Below are 23,474 nucleotides of genomic sequence, written 5' to 3' on the forward strand. Positions count from 1 at the left end.
TATGTTATATGAAACAGATAAAAAACAAGCTAGTTTGAGTGATTGCACTTATATAAAAATCGTTAGACGGGTTTTAGTTGGTAAGGTTTGGGGATTATTCTCGGTGAGTTTATCGGGTTTTTATATTTGGTGAGGTTCACTATTTATTCTTGCTTCAACGCAATCTTACTCCTTAGTTTTTGTATCGCAATAATTGAGTAATGACAACACAATAACACTGCCGGATATATTATAAAATTGAGGGTAGTAAGTGATGATAAAAACAAAAAAATAATAATAGTGAGAAAAATATTATTATGCATTTGTAAAAATGCGATAGGATGGAATAGGAGTGGACCAATAATTGAAAACACAAAGCTAATTAAAATACCAACACGCACACCTAAGAAGATTAATGCAAATGGTTGTTTTATTCTATTTAAAATAAAAATGGAGATGAGAATAAAACAGAAATAAAGCAAACCATAATATGTTATAGGCACCCCTTTTTCTCTGGGAATCCATTGATAATTGTAGCACAAACTTAGTAATGTCCCTATCAAATTAAATAGCAATACAATCAATAAATTAATGATTTTCATTGAGTTTTCCTTTTTTGTCTTCAATCTCTTTGACCACATTTTTAGAAAATTAGGTCAAAAATCAGGTCTGTATATGCCATATCTATCTCAAATTGATGAAATCGGATTTTGGTTTTATAGGTAAAGCAGTCTTTTCCAAGAAACTTGCTGATTTGCTGATTAATTCTACGCTAAAAATTCCAACGGTTCACGTTTTAGGTTATAATGTTTGTTAAAATTATTCAGGAGTCTATGCCGTTATAAGGAGTGTAACGATGTATCATGCTATTTTACCTAGTGAGCAACATCCTGCTGCCGAGCGATTTTTAGTGCTGCTGCCGGCGCTAGTTGAAACCAGTCCATTATGTCGCCGCCTTAAGCCGTTTTCATTACTGATTGATATTGCCCCATTCACCTTAACCGCTCAGCCCCACAGTTTTATTGCTGCTCAGTTCGACCTGTCACCGCGAGCAGCTCGCCGGCGGGATAATGTTATTCGGCAATTGCTGGCACAGCATGAACCTGAACTTTATCAAGCGGTACTCGACCTTGCACAAACCGTCCCTGACGAGGTTAGTCAGCAATCACAAGCATTTAAGTCATGGCTGACGGAGCTACTTAGTACATCGGTTATGCCTTGTGATTATTGTGGATCACTTAGCACTGTGCGTATTGGTCACCGCCTTAACTTTCGGTGCCGTAGCTGCCGACGGACGTTTAATCCGCTAAAAAAATATCAACTGCATCAGTTATCTCATTGCGAGTTGTGGTTGCCTTTTGTTGATTTATTGCTACAAGGCGAGACCTGTAAAACCGCTAACCAGCAATTGGGGATTAATACTGATACCGCCGCTAAATGGCAATCCTATTTTTTATGGATAATGGAGCAACAAGGATTTGCCCTGTTGGCGAATTATTGCCGAGTAAAGCGACGTCAACGTTGCCGGCAAATCTGGTTAGACAGGCATTAAGATTGGAGCAATGTCTTTACCTGCCGATGGTTAACACATTAAGCCATGTCACCTTTATCATTAATCTGTTGTAAAAATTATTCAGGAATCTATACCGTTTAGAGTTTGATTTTAAGGTGTTTGTTTTTCATTGCGTGTTATTTATCAATAAAACGCAATAATAAAATCATCTTGAATAATATTTAAATTGATTAATAAACCATAAGTTAAATAAGTACTAACCATATAAATTATTTGCCAAATAAGCGATTAAAAAAGCCTTTATTTTTCTTTTGGTAAAACGGTTTTTCTCCTTTAATGGCTTCTTGCCCAAAAGTGGTATCGGCTGGAATAAAATCAATAAATTTATCTTTAACGTGATACGGTTTAATAACTTCGCCCAATTCATTAAATATGGTTTTAGGATCAATGCCTTTATTTATATCCAGCACGATTAAAAAACTTTGTTGTTCGTTTTGAATCAGTAATCTCAAATAGGCACAGTTAACTTCAGCTTTAGTTTGTAAATATTTGTTGATTGTATCAACTAATTGGTGAGGATATTCTTTTGGGGTACCGATGAGGACTTTAGTACCTTCAGGAATAGAAACTTCGTTTTCTGTCAAAGTCGAGGCCGAACTATTGTTTGCTAGGATGGTTTCTAACATGGCGCGGTTAATTTGCATTCCTTTGCCAAAAGGATTAATAACAATACCATTACATTGTTCAGAGTCGTTTAGTAATGATTGATAATCGGTTAGATCTACTACTAAAGTTTGTTGATTTTCGTTGTTTTGCCATTTCCTTAACTCTTCCCAATCTGTAAATGCGGGAAAGAAGTTTTCATTATCAACATTAGTGATTGTAACAAATGAAAGGGTTGTGCCTTGTTGCAAGGTTATGCTGTTGTCATCATTCCTTTCAACATTGTCGGGTATTTGCATCATGATTGGCGCTAATAATTTAGCTTCTTTTAATTGTTCAAAAAGGTATTTTTGTTTTTCTACTGTTGGTTGTTGATCAAATGACTGCCATGCATCTATTAGTTTTGGGTTTGTTACTGGTTGGTTAATATCAAAACTCATAATTCATTCCTTATAATTTAAACATACCGGTATTTTGTTATGTAATAATCGTCTATTTTCTCACATTTTAATATTGTGTAATGTAGTTATTTTAAATTCAGTTAGTGTAAAGTTGATGTCCTTATTTTAGATATTGATATGCTTTAATTAACCTATTGGTTTATAAATAATATTGATGAAGATTATCAATAGACAAGATACCATTTTTATCTATCATTTTTTGATTAGGTATTCAATTAGGCATATCTAAATAACAGCACTAGCTTTGGCCGGTGCTGTTATCATTAACATTAACACTTAAATGTAATCCAAGGTTTGAGTTTTACAACCGATTGAATCAGATTCGCATTTTCTTGTGCTTTAATTACTGGGGTAATGGGTTTATAGGCTGCGGGTGCTTCTTCGCGCATACGTTCTTCTTTTAAAGTGATGCATTGCCATGGTAACTTAGCCTGATTTGATTCGGCTTTTTGGTTACGCATCGTTTGCCTTCTTTCTGCCCGTCCAGCACCATGCGAGCATGACCATAACCAATCAGGATTACCTTTACCCATTGCGAGATAAGAATAATCGCCCATTGAACCAGGAATTAAAGCGATTTGATCCGCGTAAGCTGGCGTTGCCCCTTTACGATGAATATGCATACCTTGCTCCGGTAAAATAATATTATGCGAAATATCAACCACTAATTGGCTATTATCTTGATGAAAGAGAGTTGATAACGATTTACGTATCAATTCGGTAATAACAATCCGATTAATCCAAGCATAACGCGCTGCAACGCCCATTGCTTGTAAATAATTTTCAGCATTATCATCCGCTAAACCAAATAGACCTGATTGAGGATATTTGTGGTCTGCTGGCCATAACGCTTTGGCTTTATCTTGCCAGCGTTTACCAATATAAAAACCGACATCACGCGATCCGGTATGGATCATCACCACAATTGCTTCCTTGTGTAATCCCATTTGATAAGCTAAATGCCGATCTAAAATTTCATCAACAATTTGTAACTCAACAAAATGGTTACCCGAACCTACTGTACCTAAGCTTGCCGGGCGGATAATGTCCCGCTTTTCAAAAAAAGCTTCGGGTGCATATTTGCTATCGGCTGTAATTAATTGATGACCAGATATTTTATCGAGCTCTGCTCGTAATCGCTCATAATTAACGCTATTCCATAAGCCTTGCTGTGGTAATGCTGTTAACCATGCTGCAATACCTTCATCAAATAAAGCATGAAAAGAGGTTGGGGTAACAGGCACATCACGTTCATCTTGCAATAATACCGATTTTAAATGCGCTATAATCGCGGCTTTTTGTTCACTAACTTGCTCATAGCTTAAACCAGTAGTAAAAAGTCGCATACCACAATTAATATCAGTACCAATTGCCGCAGGGATAATTAAATCTGGCGTTGTTGCAACAATACTGCCAACCGGCGCAATTGCACCGGGATGAAAATCCGGCGTAGCCCTTGCTGCGCAGACTTTACCTTGACTATTGGGCATGTTAACTGAAGCAAAATTCAGTAGTTGTTCAACAGCTTTTTCCTCTAATGGTAAAGGATTGGGTAATAAAACCTGAGCTGTGGTATTTTCTTTATTTAAAGTATAAACATCATCATTAAAATGACTTTCAATCCCGAGTCGGGATAAACGTTTTTGTAAACGGGTAAATGTAGACATAATCGCCACCTAGAAAACAATAAAAAGCTGTCTCCTCAAATTGAGAAGATAATTACTGTTTTCCTGCAGCAGCACTATTCAGGAAAGCGGCGGTATTGTATACAAGAGTTTATTGAATGTAAAGGATCAATAAATATTGTGTTTTAGACTAAATATCCCGTTTTTCAAAGAAACGATAATCATATGGAAATAAATCAGCACGCTTTTCGCTTTTTCAGCACTTATGTTTATTGTGTTATTTAAATAATTATTCATAAACAAGTTTAGTTATATTGGAACATATAGAAATATAAGTAATATAATATTTTTTATATGGGTGTTAAACTAAAAACACAAAAATTAAAGATGAAAATATAAGGAATGATGATGGGAATACAACAAGTTATGATAACACCATGCAAATCTGAACAAGAATTGTTAGAGCGTTTTGGCTGTTATGGTTTTGAAAAACAATTTACTTTCTATGATGTAATTGGTGATAGTAATTGGCAAATTGATATCGATCAAGGTGTTATTCATTTTGATGAAGATATTACCTTTTCAATTCAATTATTAGGTAGCTTTTCTTTATCTTCTGAAACATGGCTTTGGTCTTGGAATAATGAAGCATCGCAGTTACCCACACCAGTTATTGAGCAAGCATTGAGTTTAAAACACTATGGTGAAGAAAATAACATAGACTTATTCACGGTTGGTCAATTTGTTGCTACAGAGGCAGATTTATATAAAATAGGTGCAATTGCTGCTGGAATGTTTGATACAAATGGGTTTTATCTTGCTGATTTTGGTCAAGGAATTGCATTGGTGACGGTAAAAAGAGATCATATTGATCACAACACACGTAATCAAACGCAAATTTGTGAAACGTTTTCGGAATTTATTGCCAACTTTGATGTTAATCATTACCAGGCTCTTAAATACTATTTGATTGCAAAAGATTATCAAATTGAACCAAGCGATTTAACTGATCATAGCACACTTGTTGCGATAAAAGGGCAAGAACGTATTGTGGCTCAATTTGATCAACAATCTCGCTTAATCAGTTTAAATGGATAAATACGGTTATCAGTAAAATCTTTCCTGTTACTCATTTGATTTTACTGATAAATTTATCAAGGCTTATTAATCATCTCCCAACTTAATCCAAACTTAGCTAGATATTTTTTTAATCTATCGGCATCGTTACTGCGTTGTTTTTTGGTTCTTGATACGGCAAACAGTTGCCTACCAGCTTCAGATAGTGTTGGGTGTTTTCGACACACTTCGAGTACCTTTTCTAACTGATAACGATCAAATTCATCTATTTCGTTTGGGATTAACTCATCATAAATTTCGTTTTGATGCCAGTTCTGTTTAAGGCGTTTAATCTCTTGTTCGACTTGCCCAAAGCTAATATTGCCTTGGGGAGCAAGTGTTGCCATGCGAGTGATTGAGGCAGTGAGTTCCCGAAAATTGCCTTGCCATACTGCCTCATTGGCAGTGGCAAATTGTAAATAGGCCTTGCGTGACTCTTGATTAAAGCGTGGCATTAGGCCGTATTCTTTGGCATAACGCGCCAGTTCATAATCAATATTGGGTTCGATATCTTCTTTACGTTCAGCCAGTCCGGGTAATTTGTAACTCCATAAATTAATTCTCGCAAACAGATCTTCTCTAAATTCCCCTCGGTTGATTGCCAATTTAAGATCTTTATTGGTGCCAGCGATGAGTTGAAAATCACTTTGTATTGGGGCGTCACTACCAAATGGGTAAAACTGCTTTTCTTCAATGGCTTTTAATAGCATAGCTTGCTCATCAAGGCCAAGTTCACCGATTTCATCTAAAAACAGTAACCCTCCATCAGCACTTTTTAACAGACCGGTGCGAGCCAAATTAGCGCCAGTAAATGCGCCTTTAACATGACCAAATAGCGTCGACATGGCACTATCACCACGTAAGGTGGCACAATTTATTTCGACAAATTGACCGTTAATTTGATGATGACTTTGCTTAAGTAAATAAATTTGTTTGGCCAAAAATGATTTTCCGGCGCCGGTTGGACCACATAATAAAATAGGTGCATGCGACCTGCTTGCCACTTGCTCAATTTCAGCAATCATCTGATTAAATTGTTGATTGCGCGTTGCGATACCTGATTTTAAAAGGTCAGTTGCTTGATCAGCATATTGTTGAAAACGGGTCAGAATTTTATCATAACGATGTAAATTTAAATCGATAATATTCATTTTACCGCATGGCGTTAGCGCGATGAGATCCTTCTCTTTTAAATCTAGATTTTCATCGGCGAGTTCTTTTTTGGGTGGTGGTGACATTTGCAATAATTTAGCTGGGTAGTAGCGTGATTCAGCCAATAAAAACCAACAAATCTGTGCAACATGGGTACCGGTGGTGATATGCAAATAATACTCTTCTTGCTCAGGATTGAAGGTGTAATTTTTGGCAATATCAAACAGACAAGTATAAACTTGTTCAAAATCCCAAGGATCTTCAATGTTCACCGCTATGGGGCGTACTTCGGTTTGCGGTGATAACATTTTAATATCTTTAATGATTTCGCAAAGCAGATGATAATCGTTTTGATAATAGAGTAGCTCTAACCGAGTAAATGGTGTATTAGGTTGATGACATAAATCAATAGTCGGTCGCCATTGTCGCCAACGCCTTTTCCCTTTGCCGCGTTGATCCAGTACATTACCTAAAAAACCAAAAACTATATTCTTTTTCATTGCTTTATAAATATTTATAAATAAATAGATAAAATTATAAAAAATAAACAATTAAAAAGCCATCATCAATCTAACTCAATAACCAAATTATTTTTTATTCATATATAAATCAAATAATTATGTTTTTATTTTGATGTTTTTTATTTATTGGCACGCTTTTCGCAATATTTATTATACCTAAGCAAACAGATGCTGTTTTTTATAACAGCAAGGTGCATAGCGAATACTTTATGAATTTATCATGAGGATAAAAGTTCTGAAGATTATCAACATGTATGCCTTAACGTGTGATTAGGTTGCTGTGTAAAAGCATTTTTTGAATAGTTCATCAGGTAGAACAATCGACACGGGATCGATATGTAGTAGGTTCGAGTCCTACTTCAAAAACCAATAAATAAAAAGAAGCAATAAACACAGTCAGTGACCGTGTTGGATAAGTGAAGAGTAAAAAGCAGTCGCACTTCAAACTTATCCACCAGTTTAAACCGGTTAACTTGTTAAGTTATTTGAACTTAGCAAGGTAAAAAAACTGGATTATAGGCAGAATGTTAAATACCAATAAGCGTTGCGTTATTTGTCTTATTGCTTTTAACCTTCCCCCTACGATTTCGTTACTTAGCCCGTTTTAATTGTGCTAAATACGGTTGCTGATTGTGCTAGAAAGGAAAAGTAAAATGATAAAAACAATTAAAGTTAAAAAAAATGAGATCGCGGTACTGTATAAAAATAATGAAATTGAAAAAGTATTAACCGCGGGTATACACCGAATATTTAATCCATTAAATACTATTGGTTACCAATTGATAAATTTAGCATCGCCAAAAATTGAAGTTAATATGGCCGAACAGTTAATCAACTTCTATCCGGAAATCATTAACCAACATTGCTATTTAGTGGATGTGGCAGAAAACGAAATAGCCTTACGTTATGAAGAACAAAAGTTGGTGGAAGTGATTTTACCAGCCACTAAATGCCTATATTGGAAAAGTTACAAAGCGCACGCGATTAAAAAAGTGGCTCTACAACAGGGTTATGCATTGCCAACTGATATCGCGCAAGAATTGATAGAAGCTAAAAATAGTAATAACGCCATTGTAAATATTGAAAAATTGATACTACATTATTTTATACATGAGCAAATTGGTACCTTATTTGTGGATAATCAATTGATACAGATTATTGCACCAGAATCGATAGTCGGTTATTGCCAATTTAAACATACTATTGTATTAGGTAAATTTAACTTACGGGAAAACCACATTGATGAGCGTATTGCTGATGCGATTGAACAGCGTATACCAGAACAACTGACCCAGTTTTGTTTACAGATGGAAGTCGGTGCCAATCAGGCTGGTCTACGTTATGAAAACGATCTATTGGTCGAAATATTGTCACCAGGGACGAAACGCCTTTATTGGCAAAATAGCCATAAACAACATATGGTTACGGTTGATTTAAACCAAGGTTATACGTTAAGTGGTGAGATTGTTCAACAGTTACTACAACCAAAATTACGCCAAAAAGAAGTGGTTGGTGATAACAGTATATTGATTGCCCAAGTACCAGCGTACCATGTTGGCGTATTAAAAGTGAATGGTCACATTGAGCAACTATTAACCGCTGGAATCACTGCCTATTGGCGTTTTAACCGTGAAATATCGGTTGATATAGTCGATACTCGGCTACAAGCATTAGACGTTGCAGGACAAGAGATCTTAACCAAAGATAAAGTAAGCTTACGGATAAACTTAGTCGCCAATTGGCACTATACTAACGTATTAACCGCCTTTGAAAAAACGGCATGTCCAGCGGAGTTATTATATCGTGAATTACAGTTTGGATTACGTGAAGCCATTGGTACACGGACACTTGATGAGTTATTGGAGAATAAAAATATCATCGATGAAGTGGTGACCAAACATATTAAAGAACGTTTACAAGGCTTTGGTTTAGAAACGGTGTCACTTGGCGTAAAAGATATTATTTTACCAGGCGATATGAAAGCAATCTTATCGCAAGTTGTTGAGGCTGAAAAATCAGCTCAAGCAAATGTGATTCGCCGTCGGGAAGAAACATCCGCTACGCGCTCATTATTGAACACCGCCAAAGTGATGGAAAATAATCCAGTCGCATTACGTTTAAAAGAGATGGAAACCTTAGAACGTATCGCTGAACGTATCGATAAAATCTCGGTTGTGGGTGGACTTGATCAAGTGTTACATGGTCTAGTAAATATTCAAGCAAAATAGAAATAACAACCCGTGTAGATTAAATCTGCACGGGATTAAAAAGGAAAATAGAAATGATTCAGTATGAAGTATTAAAAACCGAAAATTCATTACCGGTAAAAATGTGGACAAAAGGTGTGCCGGTAGAGCCTGAAGCTAAAGAGCAATTATTAAAAACAGCGCAGTTGCCTTTTATTTTTAGTCATATTGCAGTTATGCCAGATGTTCATGTTGGTAAAGGTTCAACTATTGGTAGTGTGATTCCAACTATTGGCGCCATTATCCCTGCTGCGGTTGGGGTGGATATTGGATGCGGTATGATGGCAGTACAAACTTCATTAACGGCTAATGAGTTACCGCAAAATCTGGCACCATTACGCTTAGCAATTGAAAAAGCCGTACCAAATGGCTTAAGTCCAAAAGGTTCGAGCCGTGATAAAGGTAGCTGGCAAAATCCGCCTTCAATTGTTGAGCAATATTGGCAGCAACTTTTACCAGGTTTTGAAAAATTAACTGAAAAATATCCGCGGTTTTTAAATACTAATAACTACCGTCACTTAGGTACATTAGGAACCGGAAACCATTTTATTGAAATCTGTTTAGATGAAAATCAAATGGTATGGATCATGTTACATAGTGGATCGCGCGGAATTGGTAATGCTATTGGGGAATTCTTCATTAAAACCGCGAAACAAGAGATGGAAAAATACTTTATTGATACTTATTTACCAAGTAAAGATTTAGCCTACTTTGTTGAAGGAACCGAGCATTTTAATGATTACCTTATGGCGGTGAATTGGGCGCAAGAGTTTGCGCGTTTAAACCGTGAAGCAATGATGCATAACACCATTACCGCACTACGTAGTGTCATTGATGTGCCATTTGAAACTCATTTGCAAGCAGTAAACTGCCACCATAACTATGTGCAAAAAGAACATCACTTTGGGCATAATGTGTTTATCACCCGCAAAGGTGCGGTATCAGCGCGTAAAGGCGAATTAGGGATTATTCCTGGTTCAATGGGCGCTAAAAGTTTTATTGTGCGTGGACTGGGTAATGAAGAGAGTTTCTGCTCTTGTTCGCACGGTGCAGGGCGAGTAATGAGCCGAACCGCGGCGAAAAAACAATTTACTGTTGAAGATCAAATCAAAGCCACTGCGCATGTTGAATGCCGTAAAGATGCCAACGTGATTGACGAAATCCCAATGGCGTATAAAGATATTGATGCCGTTATGGCTGCGCAAAATGAACTGGTCGAGATCATGCATCAATTACGGCAAGTGGTGTGTGTAAAAGGCTAAAATTTATCGAGGAGCAATCCTCGATATTGATGGAGATTAAGGTATGCTAAATCTTGATTGCATAAATGGATATCTAACTGCAATACGTTGTTTAAATGCTGGGCTTAACCATTATTGTGATTATTCAATGAACTTACTGGATAATAAAGGGAATTTTACTGACACCTTAACCCATCACTTTCAATCCATTACCGATGGGCAAGGACAATGTTTCGACACTAAGTTATGGCAGATAAACCCCAAACCGATCACGATTGATGAATTTATACAGCAAATTGATAAATGGTTTTTTAAGCAAAACTATTCGCCAACCTTACATAAAGAAAACAATAATTGGGGCGTTTCAGGTTTTATTGATATATTGTCCCCCTTAGAATTAAATAAATGTTATCTATACGAAATCGAAACAACCCCACCAATATGGTATGCAACACAATGGTGTGATTTATTGTTGGTTTATCAAAATGACCATTATTTATTGCATTTTGATTTAGATGACTAAGTATTAACATAACAGTATTAACATAAAATATAAAAATAATAATGAAAGGAAAACAAATGAAAAATTGGATAAAAAACTTCTTTACTGACAAAAAAGCTGTTCATCAGGATAATGAACCGTTCCCAATTGTATGGGATAATTCATTGATAAGTATCTATCAGTTTTTACTGCCTTATAAAGATGCAGATAAACTACCTGAAACAGCCCAAACACTTCCTGATGAATCATCTAATGATTCAGAATTAAAATGGGCGGCAGGCGCGATGGATGGGGTCATGAATCATCATGGCGGCGCACCATCTGAGCAAAATTGTGTTGAACAAATTATAGCATTGCTTACAACCATATCGGCACAACCAAATAAACACGATATCGAACAACTTTATACTTTAATCAAAACGCAAGGAACCCTAAGTTTTATTGATGATTTAAACGATGCAATAATCAAAATTGAAGTTGATTTTGATAAGTTATATAAATTTATCTATTGGTTAGCGACTAATAGCCCTGATCGTGAAATCGTTAAATTTAGTATTGCCGTATTAGGCCGTTTTACTGCCGAACAGACAGAATTATTTCTGTTGTTGGGTATGCATGAGGAGTTTACGTTGTTTTCGGCTGTGGCTTTACAAAATACGTTATCTTCACCTGAAGAAGTTGAAAGTGCCTTACTTACCTTAGCCAAAAAAGTCCATAGCTGGGGGCGCATTCATTTAGTTGAGCGATTAGCAAGAAACCCATCTCAGGAGGTAAAAAACTGGTTACTAAGGGAAGGCTATCGAAATAGTGTGATGTATGAATACCTTGCTTATACCTGCGCAACCGCAGGCGAATTAAACCAGGTTTTAGAACATGATGTTGATGATCTGCCTTTACTCATTTGCATTGGGGATATTTTAGAAGCGCTAATAATGGGTGGACCAGCTGAAGATATGCATGATTATAATGAAGGTGCTACCGTTTGTTTAAATTATGTAAAACAATTAGTTAAACTACCGTCATTAGTTGATTTCTCTATTTTAAGCTCAGTACTGATTATTCGTGATTTTGTTAACAATATGGATGATGAAAGCTACCCGAATTGGGATGAAAAGACAAAAAACGAAATCATTGCAAAAGCGAATGACTTTATCCAACAAGATAAATGGTTAGCATTGGTTAAACAAGATTTAGTGACGTCTGATAGCAGTAAATTTTGGTTAGCAGCTGATCTCTACACCCAATTAGGCTTTGATGCATGGGATGCCCGTTTTGATCATCAAAAAAATCATCATAGTGACCAGTGGTTTTACCTGATGAAAACTGATGATAGATCTCGAATTGAACAAGTTATTACATTAGCAAAACAGCAAAATGATTTTTCATTAATAGCAACCGGGCCAGCGTTAGAACTTGGATTGGGTATGGAATATCAAGTGCATAGTGTATTGGATTTTATTTTGCAAGAACTTGATCGATTTCCGGGCATTGGTGAAGATTTAATATTAATTGGTTTAAACAGCCCAGTGATACGAAATCGAAATATGGCATTGAACGCTATTGAAGGTTGGGATCGGCAAATTTGGTCAACTGAACTCAAAAATGAGCTCAAAAAGTTAGCCAAAATTGAACCGAATGAAGAAATAAAACAACGCGTGATTGCGTTATTAAACGACCAAAATTCTTAAGGAAAATAGTTGGGGCATTGAGCGTTTACAACGATTTACACCAAATCGCCAAATACTCAATGCGCTATGATTGCATTCAACGCCGCCAATCACGTCCTGGACATCACCAAACAACAAAATGCCCGAGAGCTAGCGATTATTGACGCTAAAAATTGACTAATAAATATGCGAGTAATAATTATAAAATTAAATTCATAAATAATATTTGTAAAGTCAAAGATTTTTGAAATTTAATCCGGAGATATTTTGGGGATATTTGAGTAAATTTATCTGAAACTTTTCAGTCCATCGGTATCAATTTCAGCATTTTTTGTATGAGAGCATAACCATTCTTCAATCCTGTCTATAAGTTGTTCATCTGTTAATTTAAATTTTCCTCTTAAAGCACATTCCCAAATAATTAATATTTTCCAGCCTAACTTAGCTAATTCTTGTATATTTTTTGTATCACGTTTGCAATTATCATTAATTTTATTAAGCCAAAATTCAGATTTTGTTTTGGGTAATTTAAATTGATTACAGTCATGTTTATGCCAAAAGCAGCCATGAGCAAAAATAATAGCTTTATATTGCTCAATAACGAAATCGGGTTTTCCTGGTAATTCTTTGATTTGAACATCAAAAGGAATGTCTAAGTTTTTTAATAAATTGTTAATGCGAATCTCAATAAAGGTATTTTCTTTCTTTATTGCTTGCATATTTTTACGTCTAATCTCTTTAGAATGGACATCAACCATTAAAATTTATCTCTGTTTACTTATCTGACAATAAAATAGTTCTTAGGTTATCAAGATATTGATTATTAACATAAGCTTTAATAACATCTACAGGATTTAAATAAACGCATTTTATATGTGGAAATACCTTTAATATTTCTGATTGTGCAATTTGCTTGTGATTAAATTCTATGTGTGAAAAAGTATTATGAGTTCCGGGGAAAATAAAGATATTATCTATTTTAATTAAATTTCGATGCACTAACTGTACTGCATTAAGGTAGCAAATCTGTTTAAGTATATCACCCAAAGCAGGAAGCGATTCGCTGTTATTATCTTTAGCATCATAGTATTTTGCATCAATAACTGCGCCAGTTAGTAATTTATCATCTTTGATGAAAATATCTAATTTCATTCCTGGTCTTTTAATATCTGATAAATGATTAGTTGTATGCTTATAAACAGGAAATGGAAGCCGATTATCATTAGCTTGATTTGTTCCTCTTAATACAACGCGTAGCATATTTTCCCAAAGTTGTTCAAACTTTTTAATTCCTAAAACAAGTATAGTTGATGCAGTACCTGGCTCTTGACTTAAAAAAGTAATAAGGTTTTTTAGTAATTTTATTTCTCGATCTGAATAAGCTTGATTTAATTCTTTATTTAAAATGTAAATTTTTTCTTCGATGGTTAAAGTGGACTTTTCAAATTTAGCTAAATCAGGGGCAATTAATAAACCTACTTTTTTGTTCAACCACCAGCTTAAACTGTGATCTAATTTATGTACTATTTCTGCGTGAATTTTAGAAATTTCATGGGTATGAAAACTTGTAAATTTATAGCCATAATATTCAAGATAAAATGGAGTATGAGAATGTATAAAAATAGGAAGTTCTTTTTGAAATGTCCTTTTCCAGTTTATTTTACCTGCATTAATTAATTCTTTTTTAGATACTTTTTTGTACAAACCATAAGTTTGGTAATCGGAAAGTAGCTCTTTGGCAAGAGTAAGATAACACAAACCAACTTCAATGTTTTCTTCATCATCTGATGTTATGTGGGATTTATTTTGTGTTGCATACCGCTCTAGCATAGACATTAATAAACAAGCAAATTCCATTTTATTTATTTGGGAATAATCAGAACTTCTTGGAATAAACATATACACGGTGTCATAATTTATTATCATGCCACAAAAAGAAACATTATTGCTATTTTTTGCAGTAAACAAACCGCGTTGATTTATTTCTTTTCTTAAAACTGATGGTAAGTCAGAAATATCATCTCGATCAGTAATAAATTCAAATTTCATTGTAATTGTCAAAATATATTTTTATAACTAGAACAATTTTTGTTGTAATTCAGGACAAAATATATCATTTTTTTCTTGAAAACACTTAATAAGTTGCCCAAATGTTCTTATGCCTGAATCAAAAATGATTGTTTTGGCTTGATGTCTCAATAAATCATCCCATAAGTAAATAAAAAGCTTATTAGTTAAGCCTTTTTCATTTATTTCATTAGTTGATAAAAAAAATGGTCCAAGATGACGATCTTCCGGAATATTAAATTCTGACAAGCGTTCATTAATTTCTGTTGCTAATTTTCTCCAGGTAACACCAAATGTTTGATTATTATTTGGAATATTGATAATTTTATCTGATGCTTTATCCATATTGATTTGAATATATTCAAATTCCCAACGTCTTTTAAATGCAGTATCTAAAGGCATAACAGCTTGGTCACTACTGTTCATGGTAGCCAGAATAGATAAATTACCTGGCATTTGTAATTTAACTTTATTATCAGGATAACCACCAATTTGATTTATCAAATACTCCACTAAGCTTTGATCTGCCGATTCAATTTCGTAATAACCAACCCCATTTTCATCTCTGTCAAGAAGTTGAAATATTTCACCAAATACCATTGCTGCTTGAGCTCGGTTAATTTCTTCAATAACCAAATAATGGTGTATTTGAGGATTTTTCAATGCATTAACATAGGATTGAATAAACGGACCTGGCATGAAATGATAGCTACATTCATTATTATCATTCATCGTTGGTTTAAGCATGCCTAAAAAATCGCTATATTGAGTGTCAGCATGAAAAACAGTATGTATGCAATTTCCACCTTTAGTTAATTGATCTATTTGGTAACTTTTTCCAGTTCCGGGGGCACCATAAAAAATGATATTACGTCCAATATCAATTTCATTTTTATCAATTAAATTCTTTAGTGCCTCTTTGAGCTCAGGATTTAGGCAAATTTTCACAATCTCGTATATTTTATCTGAGCTGGCATGTATAACATTCATAGCACACAACAAGGCAGATTGAATAACATCACTTCTATTTAACTTTTTACCCTTAGATATTTTTGTTGATTTTATCCACCATTTAGGATTAGAAATGAAATAACTTAAATATTTTCTATCATTGTCATTTAAGCTATTAAACTCTTTATTGATATCATCAACCCAATCATTTGCTTCAGGTAGATTTTCCCAATTTTCACAAGGTAGTTTTCCTAAAAATTTATCTTTATTATTTTTATCTTCTGGAGTTAATTGTTTATTTTTAGAAATATTATTTATGATATTATCAAACTCGTTTTTATATTTTTCTAATTCTTCAAGAAAAGGGGCAAAAGCATATGCATAATAGAGGCAGGTTGTAGAGAAATTAGCTCGAAGGTTCTCATTGTTAGTATAGATAATAGAGTAATCATTAATACATAAATGTGTTTCCTTTTTATTAGTTTGTTTAAAATATTCTGTAGCATGCTTATTGAGCAGGGCTTTAAATAATTGATCTAATCTAATTTCTTTGTAGTTTGGGAGCGTACTCCATTTTTGTTGGCATTCCAGAATAACTTTATTAAGATCTTTTAACATATTTCATCTATCCCATTTTTACAGCAAAATATTGACTGTTTAAATATCCAGTGCTATTATCCGGGAATAAAACGGATAACTCACTTTTTAATTAATATTGTACTAGGATACCTACATATGAATGAAATTTCATCATTTATTGAACAAAAGCGAATGAAAATAGGACTAACCCGAAAAGATTTTGCCCGATTATTAGGTATGAATGAAAATGGAGAGAGAACCGTACGAGGTTGGGAAAAAGGTGAGCACACACCGTCTAAAGCAACTTTAGAATTGATTAGCCAATTACATGATAATTGCCCTTTTAAACAAAAAGAGTCGACTGTTCAAAAATTTACGTTTATTGACTTGTTTGCTGGGATAGGTGGTATACGGTTGCCATTTCAGGAACTAGGTGGAAAATGTTTGTTTACTTCAGAATGGGATAAGTTTGCTCAAAAAACTTACACTGCTAATTTTGGTGAGGTACCGAGTGGAGACATAACTAAAATAGCTGCAAAAGCCATTCCTGATCATGATATTTTATTAGCAGGTTTTCCTTGTCAGGCTTTTTCTCAGGCGGGATTAAGAAAAGGATTTAATGACACCAGAGGCACAATGTTTTTCGAAATTCAAAAGATTCTGGTTGAAAAAAGGCCGAAAGCATTTTTACTTGAGAATGTTAAACAACTAAAAGGCCATAATAAAGGTAACACATTAAAAACAATATTAAATATTTTAGAAGGTAATAATATCGGCCATATTCCTGATGATATCCCGTTGTCTGAGGAGGCGAAAGAAGCCTTATCGAGTAAATTGAATTATCAGGTTTTTTATAAAGTATTGCGAGCAGCTGATTTTGGAATACCACAAAATAGAGAAAGAATTTTCATTGTTGGTTTTGACCGGGATTATTTTGATCATATTGATTTTAATAATTTATTTAAATGGCCGCAACCTCCGTGTATTCCAACAAAGCTAGGAGACATTCTTCAAACTGATAATGAACTTGATGATAAATATACTATTTCTGAAAAACTATGGGATGGTCATCAACGAAGAAAAAAAGAACATGCCCAAAAAGGTAATGGATTTGGTTATAGTTTATTTAATTCAAACAGTGAATATACTAATACTCTAAGTGCTCGTTATTATAAAGATGGTAGTGAAATTTTAATTGACCAATCAGACTTAGGAAAAAGGCCTCGTAAATTAACACCGAGAGAATGTGCCAGATTACAAGGTTTTCCGGATAATTATATTATTAACGCTGTATCTGACGGCCAAATGTACAAACAGTTTGGAAATTCTGTTACCGTTCCTGTTGTGAGAGCTGTAGCAAAGCAACTATTAGCAGCGTTTACCTTAGCAAATCAGATGAAAGATTCTGAAGTTTTTACATCTGACCACTTAAAAGGTTTAGTTGATTCAGCGATAAAAAATAAAAATTGGACTGAGGCAGAGTTAGTTTTTAATAAAATTAAATTGCTCCATTCTTATTAAGAAAATGATTAGCATAATAATAACAACCGCACCAATCTAATTGGTACGGTTTTTACTTTATAGTTATCCTTTGAATGTAATCAAAAATTTAAATTTGACAAGGATTAACGAATCAATTTGGTGATTACAATACGATTAATCCAGGCATAAAGTGTGGTAGTAATATCTATTGTTTGTAAATAGACTTGATCTTTACTCTTTATTAAATAATTCTGATTTAGGTAGTTTTTTATTAGTTGTGTTGCTTGCCTAAAATCCTCTCAACTTTCTTCGGTGTGATTTCCATTATTTTAGCAATAGTTTCGATATCAACACCTTTATTAAGTAGTGCATTTGCTAATGCTTTGGCTTGTGCTAGTGCTGCTTCTTTTTGTGCTTTTTCCGCTTTTGCTTTGTCTTTAGCAGTTTTTGTTTTATCCCTCTCTACCGCTAACTTCTCTTTAGCAATTTGCTTTTCTTCCCGGCGGATGCGTTCAACTACTTGATAGGTCGGGACGTATTTTAGGCTTTGTTCGAGTTCTTCCATGAGTTTGATGCAAGCAAAGCTGATATAGGTTTTTGGGGTGATAATGAGGTGGTCGACAAGGTCGATATTTAAAATACGGCCGACTTGAATTAATCTGTCGGTGATATCTTTATCGGCATCTGACGGAGTCAGCGATCCTGACGGATGATTGTGAACTAAAATCACGCGTGAGGCGTTTTTCATTACCGCAACACGAAATACATTCATTGGCTCAACATCGACCGATTTATAGGTGCCAAGTGCAATGAGTTCAATATACAGGATATAACCAGCTTGATTCATACCAATCATCCAAAGGTGTTCCTTTTCTTGGTCGATCTTGTTTTCACGCAATAACACACGTTGCATAATGTTATACACATCATCCGTACCTTCGATATAGCGTTTGTCGTGCTTGGCTAGTTTAATATCCATCTTATTACCTTATAAAATCACTCGAAAAATAATATAGCATATTCTGTTTAGGCTGGGCAGTTGTTAAACAAACAATTCCGCAAGCTGACTTTTAGGTTGTATTGTTTGTTAAAATTATTCAGGAATCTATGCCGTTTAAATTATTGATTAAGATTTTTGTTAATTAAAACTGGTGATACAAATTGATAAATAATATTTAATTTAATTGATTCATTTAGTCGTTATTCTAAACGTCGCCAAATTGTCACATCACTTGAGGTTGCAATAGCAATAAATCTGCCATCCCATGAGAATCCATAACAAAGAACATGGTCAGAAAAAATACGACAACAGTTAGTTTGCAAATGTTCAATAAGAACTGATTTTCCGTTAGGGCAAAAATAAATATCATTTATAGGCCATTGTAAAGACGTTAATTCAAGGCATTCCCTATATTGATTACAAGTCGGTAAACCACCGCCATTCAAACCGGCAATCATAATAATTTCACTGGCAAGACAACCAATTCCTTGGCTAGTTAAATTAATCGCATCATACCAATCGCCATATTCGTCATAATCACGGGCTATTTTTTCGCCGTTAGAACAATTAACCAGGCTACGTCCACTATGCGAAATAATTAGTAATTGATTAGTAATTTTAGAAAAACCAATATCTGTTAAACCACCTACAGCTAAGGTTGTTACTTTTTTCCAATCTGGTGGATTTTCGTTATGAGGGATGTTATTTAATAAAATAGCTAAACGGCGGCGATTCTCATCTTGAATTTTAGTTAGATCCATAATTATTTTAATCTCTTAGGTAAAAAACAAAAACAACAGATAGGGCTAATATTGTTATTTTACTTTTTTGGTTATCAGGAATTATAATCGTAGCATTATTACTATAATAAAGACATGATTGAAAATGGAACAGCGAATAAAACAAAAACTCACCGAACTTGAACAATAATAATTGAAACCGCATCACTAACCTCAACATTACCCGAACAACCTGATTCAGATAAAGTTTTACGGATATTGGTTAATATGCGAAAGTCATTATATGGTTAATTTTTGTTGTAATTATTTTTCAAAAAAAGAAGTAGTCAATTAATTCTAACTTTATAAATACCATCAACGTTTTTAATTTAATTGGCAGATCGTTTTTTAATACCATGCGATGGTTGTTAAAATCTATCTCGTTAACTTTATACTTGACAATTTATAATCAACCCATAATAATGGCGCCGATTTTTTAAACATATAACTTTTAATGAGGTGGCAAAATGCCTGTAACTTACTTTTTATCTTAACGCCGACACGGTGATCTTCTATATTTCTTTTATGCTTATGTTTATTAAGCATGCTTAATTCCTCTCAATCTATAGATTTCTTTACCTTGTCGGTTTTCCTTTATTTTTTATGGAGAAAACATTATGACAACGGGATTATATACTCAAAATTTACAATTAATTAAATACCCACGAACACCACATTTACAAGGTTCTCGCTTGCAACCGGGTGATAGCGAACAAGGTCAGTTAGCTTATAAACAGTTAGCGAGTCAATATATTGTGGTTGAGGAAAAACTTGATGGGGCAAACTGTGCTATTAGCTTTTCTGCTGGTGGTGAATTGTTACTGCAATCAAGAGGACACTACTTAATGGGTGGTGGGCGAGAACGCCAGTTCAACTTGTTGAAGCACTGGGCAAAAGCACATGAACATTGGTTGTTAGATCATTTACAAGATCGCTATATTATGTATGGTGAATGGTTACATAAAAAGCACTCAATTTTTTATGATGCTTTACCACACTATTTTTGTGAGTTCGATATTTGGGATCGGCAACAACAGTGTTTTTTATCGACTCAAGCGCGACATGCTTTATTAGTTGACGGCCCGATATTATCGGTCCCTGTTTTATATGCAGGCATAGCGCCAGCCAAACAGAGTGATTTACTGGCATTAGTGACCTACTCTTTAGCTAAAAGTACCACATGGAAAAGCTGTTTTGAGCAAATTATCCAACGTGAAAAACTCGATCTAACTAAAGCATGGAAACAATGCGATAAATCTGATTTGATGGAAGGGTTATACCTCAAAATAGAAACAGATGAACATACAGTTGGACGACTAAAATGGGTTAGGCAAGATTTTGTGCAAGCAATTTTGGACGCGGGTCAGCATCATGCTGAGCAGCCATTTATTCCAAATCAATTAACCAGTGGGGCTGATATTTACTCGCCTACATTGATAGTCAATTGGAATAAATTAAATATAAGGGAATAACGTATGAATTATCAAGATTTAAAACAACTTGTTGTACACAGTATAGCACAAGATGATTTTAACCAATGGTTAACGGTTATTCCTGAACTTAACGCGCTTACAACCACGCCACAAGATCCGCTTTATCATGGTGAAGGTGATGTGTGGACGCATACCCAAATGGTATTAAGGGCGTTAATAAGCCAAACAGAATTTTCACAGCTAACTGAAGATGAACAGTTTGTGTTATTTATGACCGCGTTATTACATGATATTGCCAAACCAGAAACAACCGTAATTGATTCTGTAACGAGTAAAATAAGTCAACCACGGCATGCAAAAAAAGGTGAAATTCGTAGCCGAGTGCTTCTGTGGCGAATGGGGGTGCCATTTGTATTAAGAGAACAGATATGTCGCATTATTTGTGAGCACCAAGTTCCTTTTTTTGCCTTAGCTGAACTCAAACAAAATATGACGCCAGCGTTTTTAGTGCATCGGTTATCTTGGCAATTACCGATTTGGATGCTTTGTATGCAAGCGAAAGCAGATATACAAGGACGAATTTGTGCTGATAATAATAGACTGTTGGATGAAGTAGAATTATTCAAACAATTTGCTCAGGAAGAAGGGTGTCTACATCAACCAAGAGTTTTTGCTGATAATTATACTCGCGTTCAGTACTTTCGTGGTGCGAATGTATTGCCCGATTATACGTTGTATCCGCAAAGTGGCGCGAATGTGATTATGATGGCGGGATTACCCGCTGCGGGTAAAAATACTTGGGTAAGTGAGCATTATCCATTATTACCTGTTGCATCTTATGATGATGCAAGAATTGCGCTTAAATTAAAGCACGGTGAAAATGAAGGAAAGGTTATTCAATATGTATTAAAGCAAGTTAAACAGTGGTTAGGCGCTAAACAAGATTTTGTTTGGAATGCGACGCACTTATCACACGATATACGTCAAAAGGCTTTAGATTTATTGTATGCTTATCATGCCAATGTGAAAATTGTGTACATTGAACAACCCGAAAAAGAACTTTATCGTCGGAATACTAAACGAGATACCAGTTTAACTAATAAAAAGCTTCAGTCAATGTTCAATAAATGGGAAATCCCACAACAAACAGAAGCGAATCAAGTTAGCTATATCATTAATCAGGGCGAATAAATATCGCCCTTTACTGTCTATTGTATTAATCTAAAATCAGGTTAGCTACTTTATTCAAGACAAAGTCACTTATCTATCTAATACTACTGTTTAATCTCATTAATCATGTTGCAGTAAGATGGGTAAAAGTATGGATAGAGAAATAGATTCGTCACAGTTGCCAATTACACGTAGAAAGAAGCTGATTATATTAACGCTATTATTTATTTTATTCGCTTTGGCTTATGGTGTTTATTGGTTTATGTTTTGTCGATTTTCTGAGTCTACTGATAATGCCTATGTGATGGGTAATCAAATCCCGGTTGATGTGCAAATAAATGGTCGAATATTGGCGATTAATGTTGATGATAACGATTTTATTGAGCAAAATGCTGTGATAGCAACGATTGATGCTATTGATGCAGAAAATGATTTTGGTTATGCCAAAAATGCGTTAATCAAAGCGATTAGAGAGATGCATCAAATTCAGATCACAAATGAAAAACTCTCAGCCAGCATTCAGTTAAAACAAGTCACGTTAGACAAACTTAAGCAAGATCTTGAACGTCGAGAGAATCTTTGGTCACGAAAGATGATTTCACAAGAAGAGATTATTCATGCAAGGCAAGATGTCGATATTGCAATCAATGATTTAAATATATCTCAGCATGAATTAGCAATTAATAATGCATTACTAATGCAAACGCCGTTATTAAAACAACCCAGTATTCAACAAGCAATATTTAAGTTAAAGCAAGCGTGGCTTAATTTAAAACGAACCAAAATCACTGCACCAGTAACAGGGTATGTCGCAAGGCGAAGTGTCCAAGTTGGCACACAAGTGACCAAAGGGGAGCGATTAATGGCTATTGTTCCATTGGATCAAATATGGGTAGAAGCAAATTTCAAAGAGGTACAGTTAAACGATATTCGTATCGGTCAGCTGGTTACCTTAGAAAGTGATTACTATGGTGAAAAAGTTAAGTTTAAAGGAAAGATAAGTGGCATTGCGATGGGAACCGGTAGCGCTTTTTCATTACTACCAGCACAAAATGCGACAGGCAATTGGATCAAAGTGATTCAACGTTTACCGGTACGGATTGAATTAGACAAAGCGCAAATTAAACAATTCCCATTACGTATAGGCTTATCAATGCATGTTAATGTGGATACACATGATACTACGGGAAAACTTTTGACCGATATTCCGGCTAAGACGATAAAATATCAAACGGATTCACTTTCCTTTGATGAAAGTGAATTTGCGCAACTCATTGATGATATTGTAAAAACCAATTTTTACGCGACACAGGTTGTTCAATAATGC

General features: G+C 34.8%; 18 protein-coding genes, 1 tRNA gene and 1 pseudogene. 11 read left to right on the forward strand and 9 right to left on the reverse strand.

From position 1 onward, the window contains the following. Window positions 1–143 precede the first annotated feature (143 nt). Window positions 144–581: a hypothetical protein gene (locus Q0K76_RS07190; RefSeq protein WP_294613590.1), complete on the reverse strand. Its 438-nt coding sequence runs from the start codon at window positions 579–581 to the stop codon at window positions 144–146. A 254-nt stretch (window positions 582–835) separates the two neighbouring features. Here Q0K76_RS07190 and Q0K76_RS07195 point away from each other — a divergent pair, with 254 nt between their 5' ends. Beyond that, window positions 836–1,531: a hypothetical protein gene (locus Q0K76_RS07195; protein WP_294613593.1), complete on the forward strand. Its 696-nt coding sequence runs from the start codon at window positions 836–838 to the stop codon at window positions 1,529–1,531. Between the two features lie 230 nt (window positions 1,532–1,761). Here the strand turns inward: Q0K76_RS07195 and Q0K76_RS07200 are convergent, their stop codons facing one another. Continuing rightward, window positions 1,762–2,595 carry an enhanced serine sensitivity protein SseB gene (locus Q0K76_RS07200; RefSeq protein WP_294613596.1) on the reverse strand — a complete coding sequence of 278 codons (834 nt, stop codon included), beginning with the start codon at window positions 2,593–2,595 and terminating at the stop codon, window positions 1,762–1,764. A gap of 290 nt (window positions 2,596–2,885) precedes the next feature. Then, window positions 2,886–4,283 carry an RtcB family protein gene (locus Q0K76_RS07205; RefSeq protein ID WP_294613599.1) on the reverse strand — a complete coding sequence of 466 codons (1,398 nt, stop codon included), beginning with the start codon at window positions 4,281–4,283 and terminating at the stop codon, window positions 2,886–2,888. A 366-nt stretch (window positions 4,284–4,649) separates the two neighbouring features. On the opposite strand from Q0K76_RS07205, the gene Q0K76_RS07210 reads away from it, so the two are divergent. Further along, the gene (locus Q0K76_RS07210) at window positions 4,650–5,339 is read left to right on the forward strand and encodes a DUF6882 domain-containing protein (RefSeq protein WP_294613601.1); all 690 of its coding nucleotides are present in this window, start codon (window positions 4,650–4,652) and stop codon (window positions 5,337–5,339) included. 56 nt (window positions 5,340–5,395) lie between these two features. On the opposite strand, the gene rtcR is transcribed toward Q0K76_RS07210, so the two are convergent. Then, entirely contained in the window at window positions 5,396–7,009 is a 1,614-nt protein-coding gene (gene rtcR, locus Q0K76_RS07215) for an RNA repair transcriptional activator RtcR (RefSeq protein ID WP_294613604.1), read from the reverse strand. A 314-nt stretch (window positions 7,010–7,323) separates the two neighbouring features. Here rtcR and Q0K76_RS07220 point away from each other — a divergent pair. The 5 genes and pseudogenes from Q0K76_RS07220 to Q0K76_RS07240 all read left to right on the forward strand — a co-directional run bounded on the left by Q0K76_RS07220 (window position 7,324) and on the right by Q0K76_RS07240 (window position 12,707). Continuing rightward, a tRNA-Pro gene (locus Q0K76_RS07220) sits at window positions 7,324–7,399 on the forward strand. 872 nt (window positions 7,400–8,271) lie between these two features. Beyond that, window positions 8,272–9,258 (forward strand): annotated as a pseudogene (locus tag Q0K76_RS13040) (slipin family protein); the annotation flags it as partial. 53 nt (window positions 9,259–9,311) lie between these two features. After that, window positions 9,312–10,538 (forward strand): RtcB family protein, encoded by a 1,227-nt coding sequence (locus tag Q0K76_RS07230; protein WP_294613608.1) that lies wholly within the window; start codon window positions 9,312–9,314, stop codon window positions 10,536–10,538. A gap of 43 nt (window positions 10,539–10,581) precedes the next feature. Continuing rightward, window positions 10,582–11,040 carry a hypothetical protein gene (locus Q0K76_RS07235; RefSeq protein WP_294613611.1) on the forward strand — a complete coding sequence of 153 codons (459 nt, stop codon included), beginning with the start codon at window positions 10,582–10,584 and terminating at the stop codon, window positions 11,038–11,040. 56 nt (window positions 11,041–11,096) lie between these two features. Further along, the gene (locus Q0K76_RS07240; protein ID WP_294613615.1) at window positions 11,097–12,707 is read left to right on the forward strand and encodes a hypothetical protein; all 1,611 of its coding nucleotides are present in this window, start codon (window positions 11,097–11,099) and stop codon (window positions 12,705–12,707) included. Between the two features lie 266 nt (window positions 12,708–12,973). Here Q0K76_RS07240 and vsr read toward each other — a convergent pair whose 3' ends face one another. Genes vsr through Q0K76_RS07255 form a run of 3 tightly spaced genes read right to left on the reverse strand, consistent with a single transcriptional unit; the run spans window position 12,974 to window position 16,322 of the window. Beyond that, on the reverse strand, window positions 12,974–13,444 hold the full coding sequence (vsr, locus tag Q0K76_RS07245; RefSeq protein ID WP_294613618.1) for a DNA mismatch endonuclease Vsr: 471 nt from the start codon (window positions 13,442–13,444) through the stop codon (window positions 12,974–12,976). Between the two features lie 16 nt (window positions 13,445–13,460). Beyond that, window positions 13,461–14,735 carry an LlaJI family restriction endonuclease gene (locus Q0K76_RS07250; RefSeq protein ID WP_294613621.1) on the reverse strand — a complete coding sequence of 425 codons (1,275 nt, stop codon included), beginning with the start codon at window positions 14,733–14,735 and terminating at the stop codon, window positions 13,461–13,463. 27 nt (window positions 14,736–14,762) lie between these two features. Continuing rightward, window positions 14,763–16,322, reverse strand: coding sequence for an AAA family ATPase (locus Q0K76_RS07255; RefSeq protein ID WP_294613624.1), 1,560 nt, complete (start codon window positions 16,320–16,322; stop codon window positions 14,763–14,765). Window positions 16,323–16,439: 117 nt separating this feature from the next. On the opposite strand from Q0K76_RS07255, the gene dcm reads away from it, so the two are divergent. Next, the gene (gene dcm, locus Q0K76_RS07260; RefSeq protein ID WP_294613627.1) at window positions 16,440–17,804 is read left to right on the forward strand and encodes a DNA (cytosine-5-)-methyltransferase; all 1,365 of its coding nucleotides are present in this window, start codon (window positions 16,440–16,442) and stop codon (window positions 17,802–17,804) included. 232 nt (window positions 17,805–18,036) lie between these two features. Here the strand turns inward: dcm and Q0K76_RS07265 are convergent, their stop codons facing one another. Continuing rightward, window positions 18,037–18,744, reverse strand: coding sequence for a JAB domain-containing protein (locus tag Q0K76_RS07265; protein WP_294613630.1), 708 nt, complete (start codon window positions 18,742–18,744; stop codon window positions 18,037–18,039). 221 nt (window positions 18,745–18,965) lie between these two features. Further along, window positions 18,966–19,526, reverse strand: a complete 561-nt coding sequence (locus tag Q0K76_RS07270; protein WP_294613633.1) for a hypothetical protein — start codon at window positions 19,524–19,526, stop codon at window positions 18,966–18,968. Between the two features lie 635 nt (window positions 19,527–20,161). Here Q0K76_RS07270 and Q0K76_RS07275 point away from each other — a divergent pair. The 3 genes from Q0K76_RS07275 to Q0K76_RS07285 all read left to right on the forward strand — a co-directional run bounded on the left by Q0K76_RS07275 (window position 20,162) and on the right by Q0K76_RS07285 (window position 23,471). Further along, on the forward strand, window positions 20,162–21,016 hold the full coding sequence (locus Q0K76_RS07275) for an RNA ligase family protein (RefSeq protein WP_294613636.1): 855 nt from the start codon (window positions 20,162–20,164) through the stop codon (window positions 21,014–21,016). 3 nt (window positions 21,017–21,019) lie between these two features. Then, complete coding sequence (locus Q0K76_RS07280; protein WP_294613639.1) at window positions 21,020–22,168, forward strand: AAA family ATPase; 1,149 nt, start codon at window positions 21,020–21,022, stop codon at window positions 22,166–22,168. 130 nt (window positions 22,169–22,298) lie between these two features. Further along, complete coding sequence (locus Q0K76_RS07285) at window positions 22,299–23,471, forward strand: efflux RND transporter periplasmic adaptor subunit (RefSeq protein ID WP_294613641.1); 1,173 nt, start codon at window positions 22,299–22,301, stop codon at window positions 23,469–23,471. Window positions 23,472–23,474: the final 3 nt, after the last annotated feature.

The sequence above is a fragment of the uncultured Gilliamella sp. genome (genome assembly GCA_945271295.1).
Taxonomy (GTDB): Bacteria; Pseudomonadota; Gammaproteobacteria; order Enterobacterales; family Orbaceae; genus Gilliamella.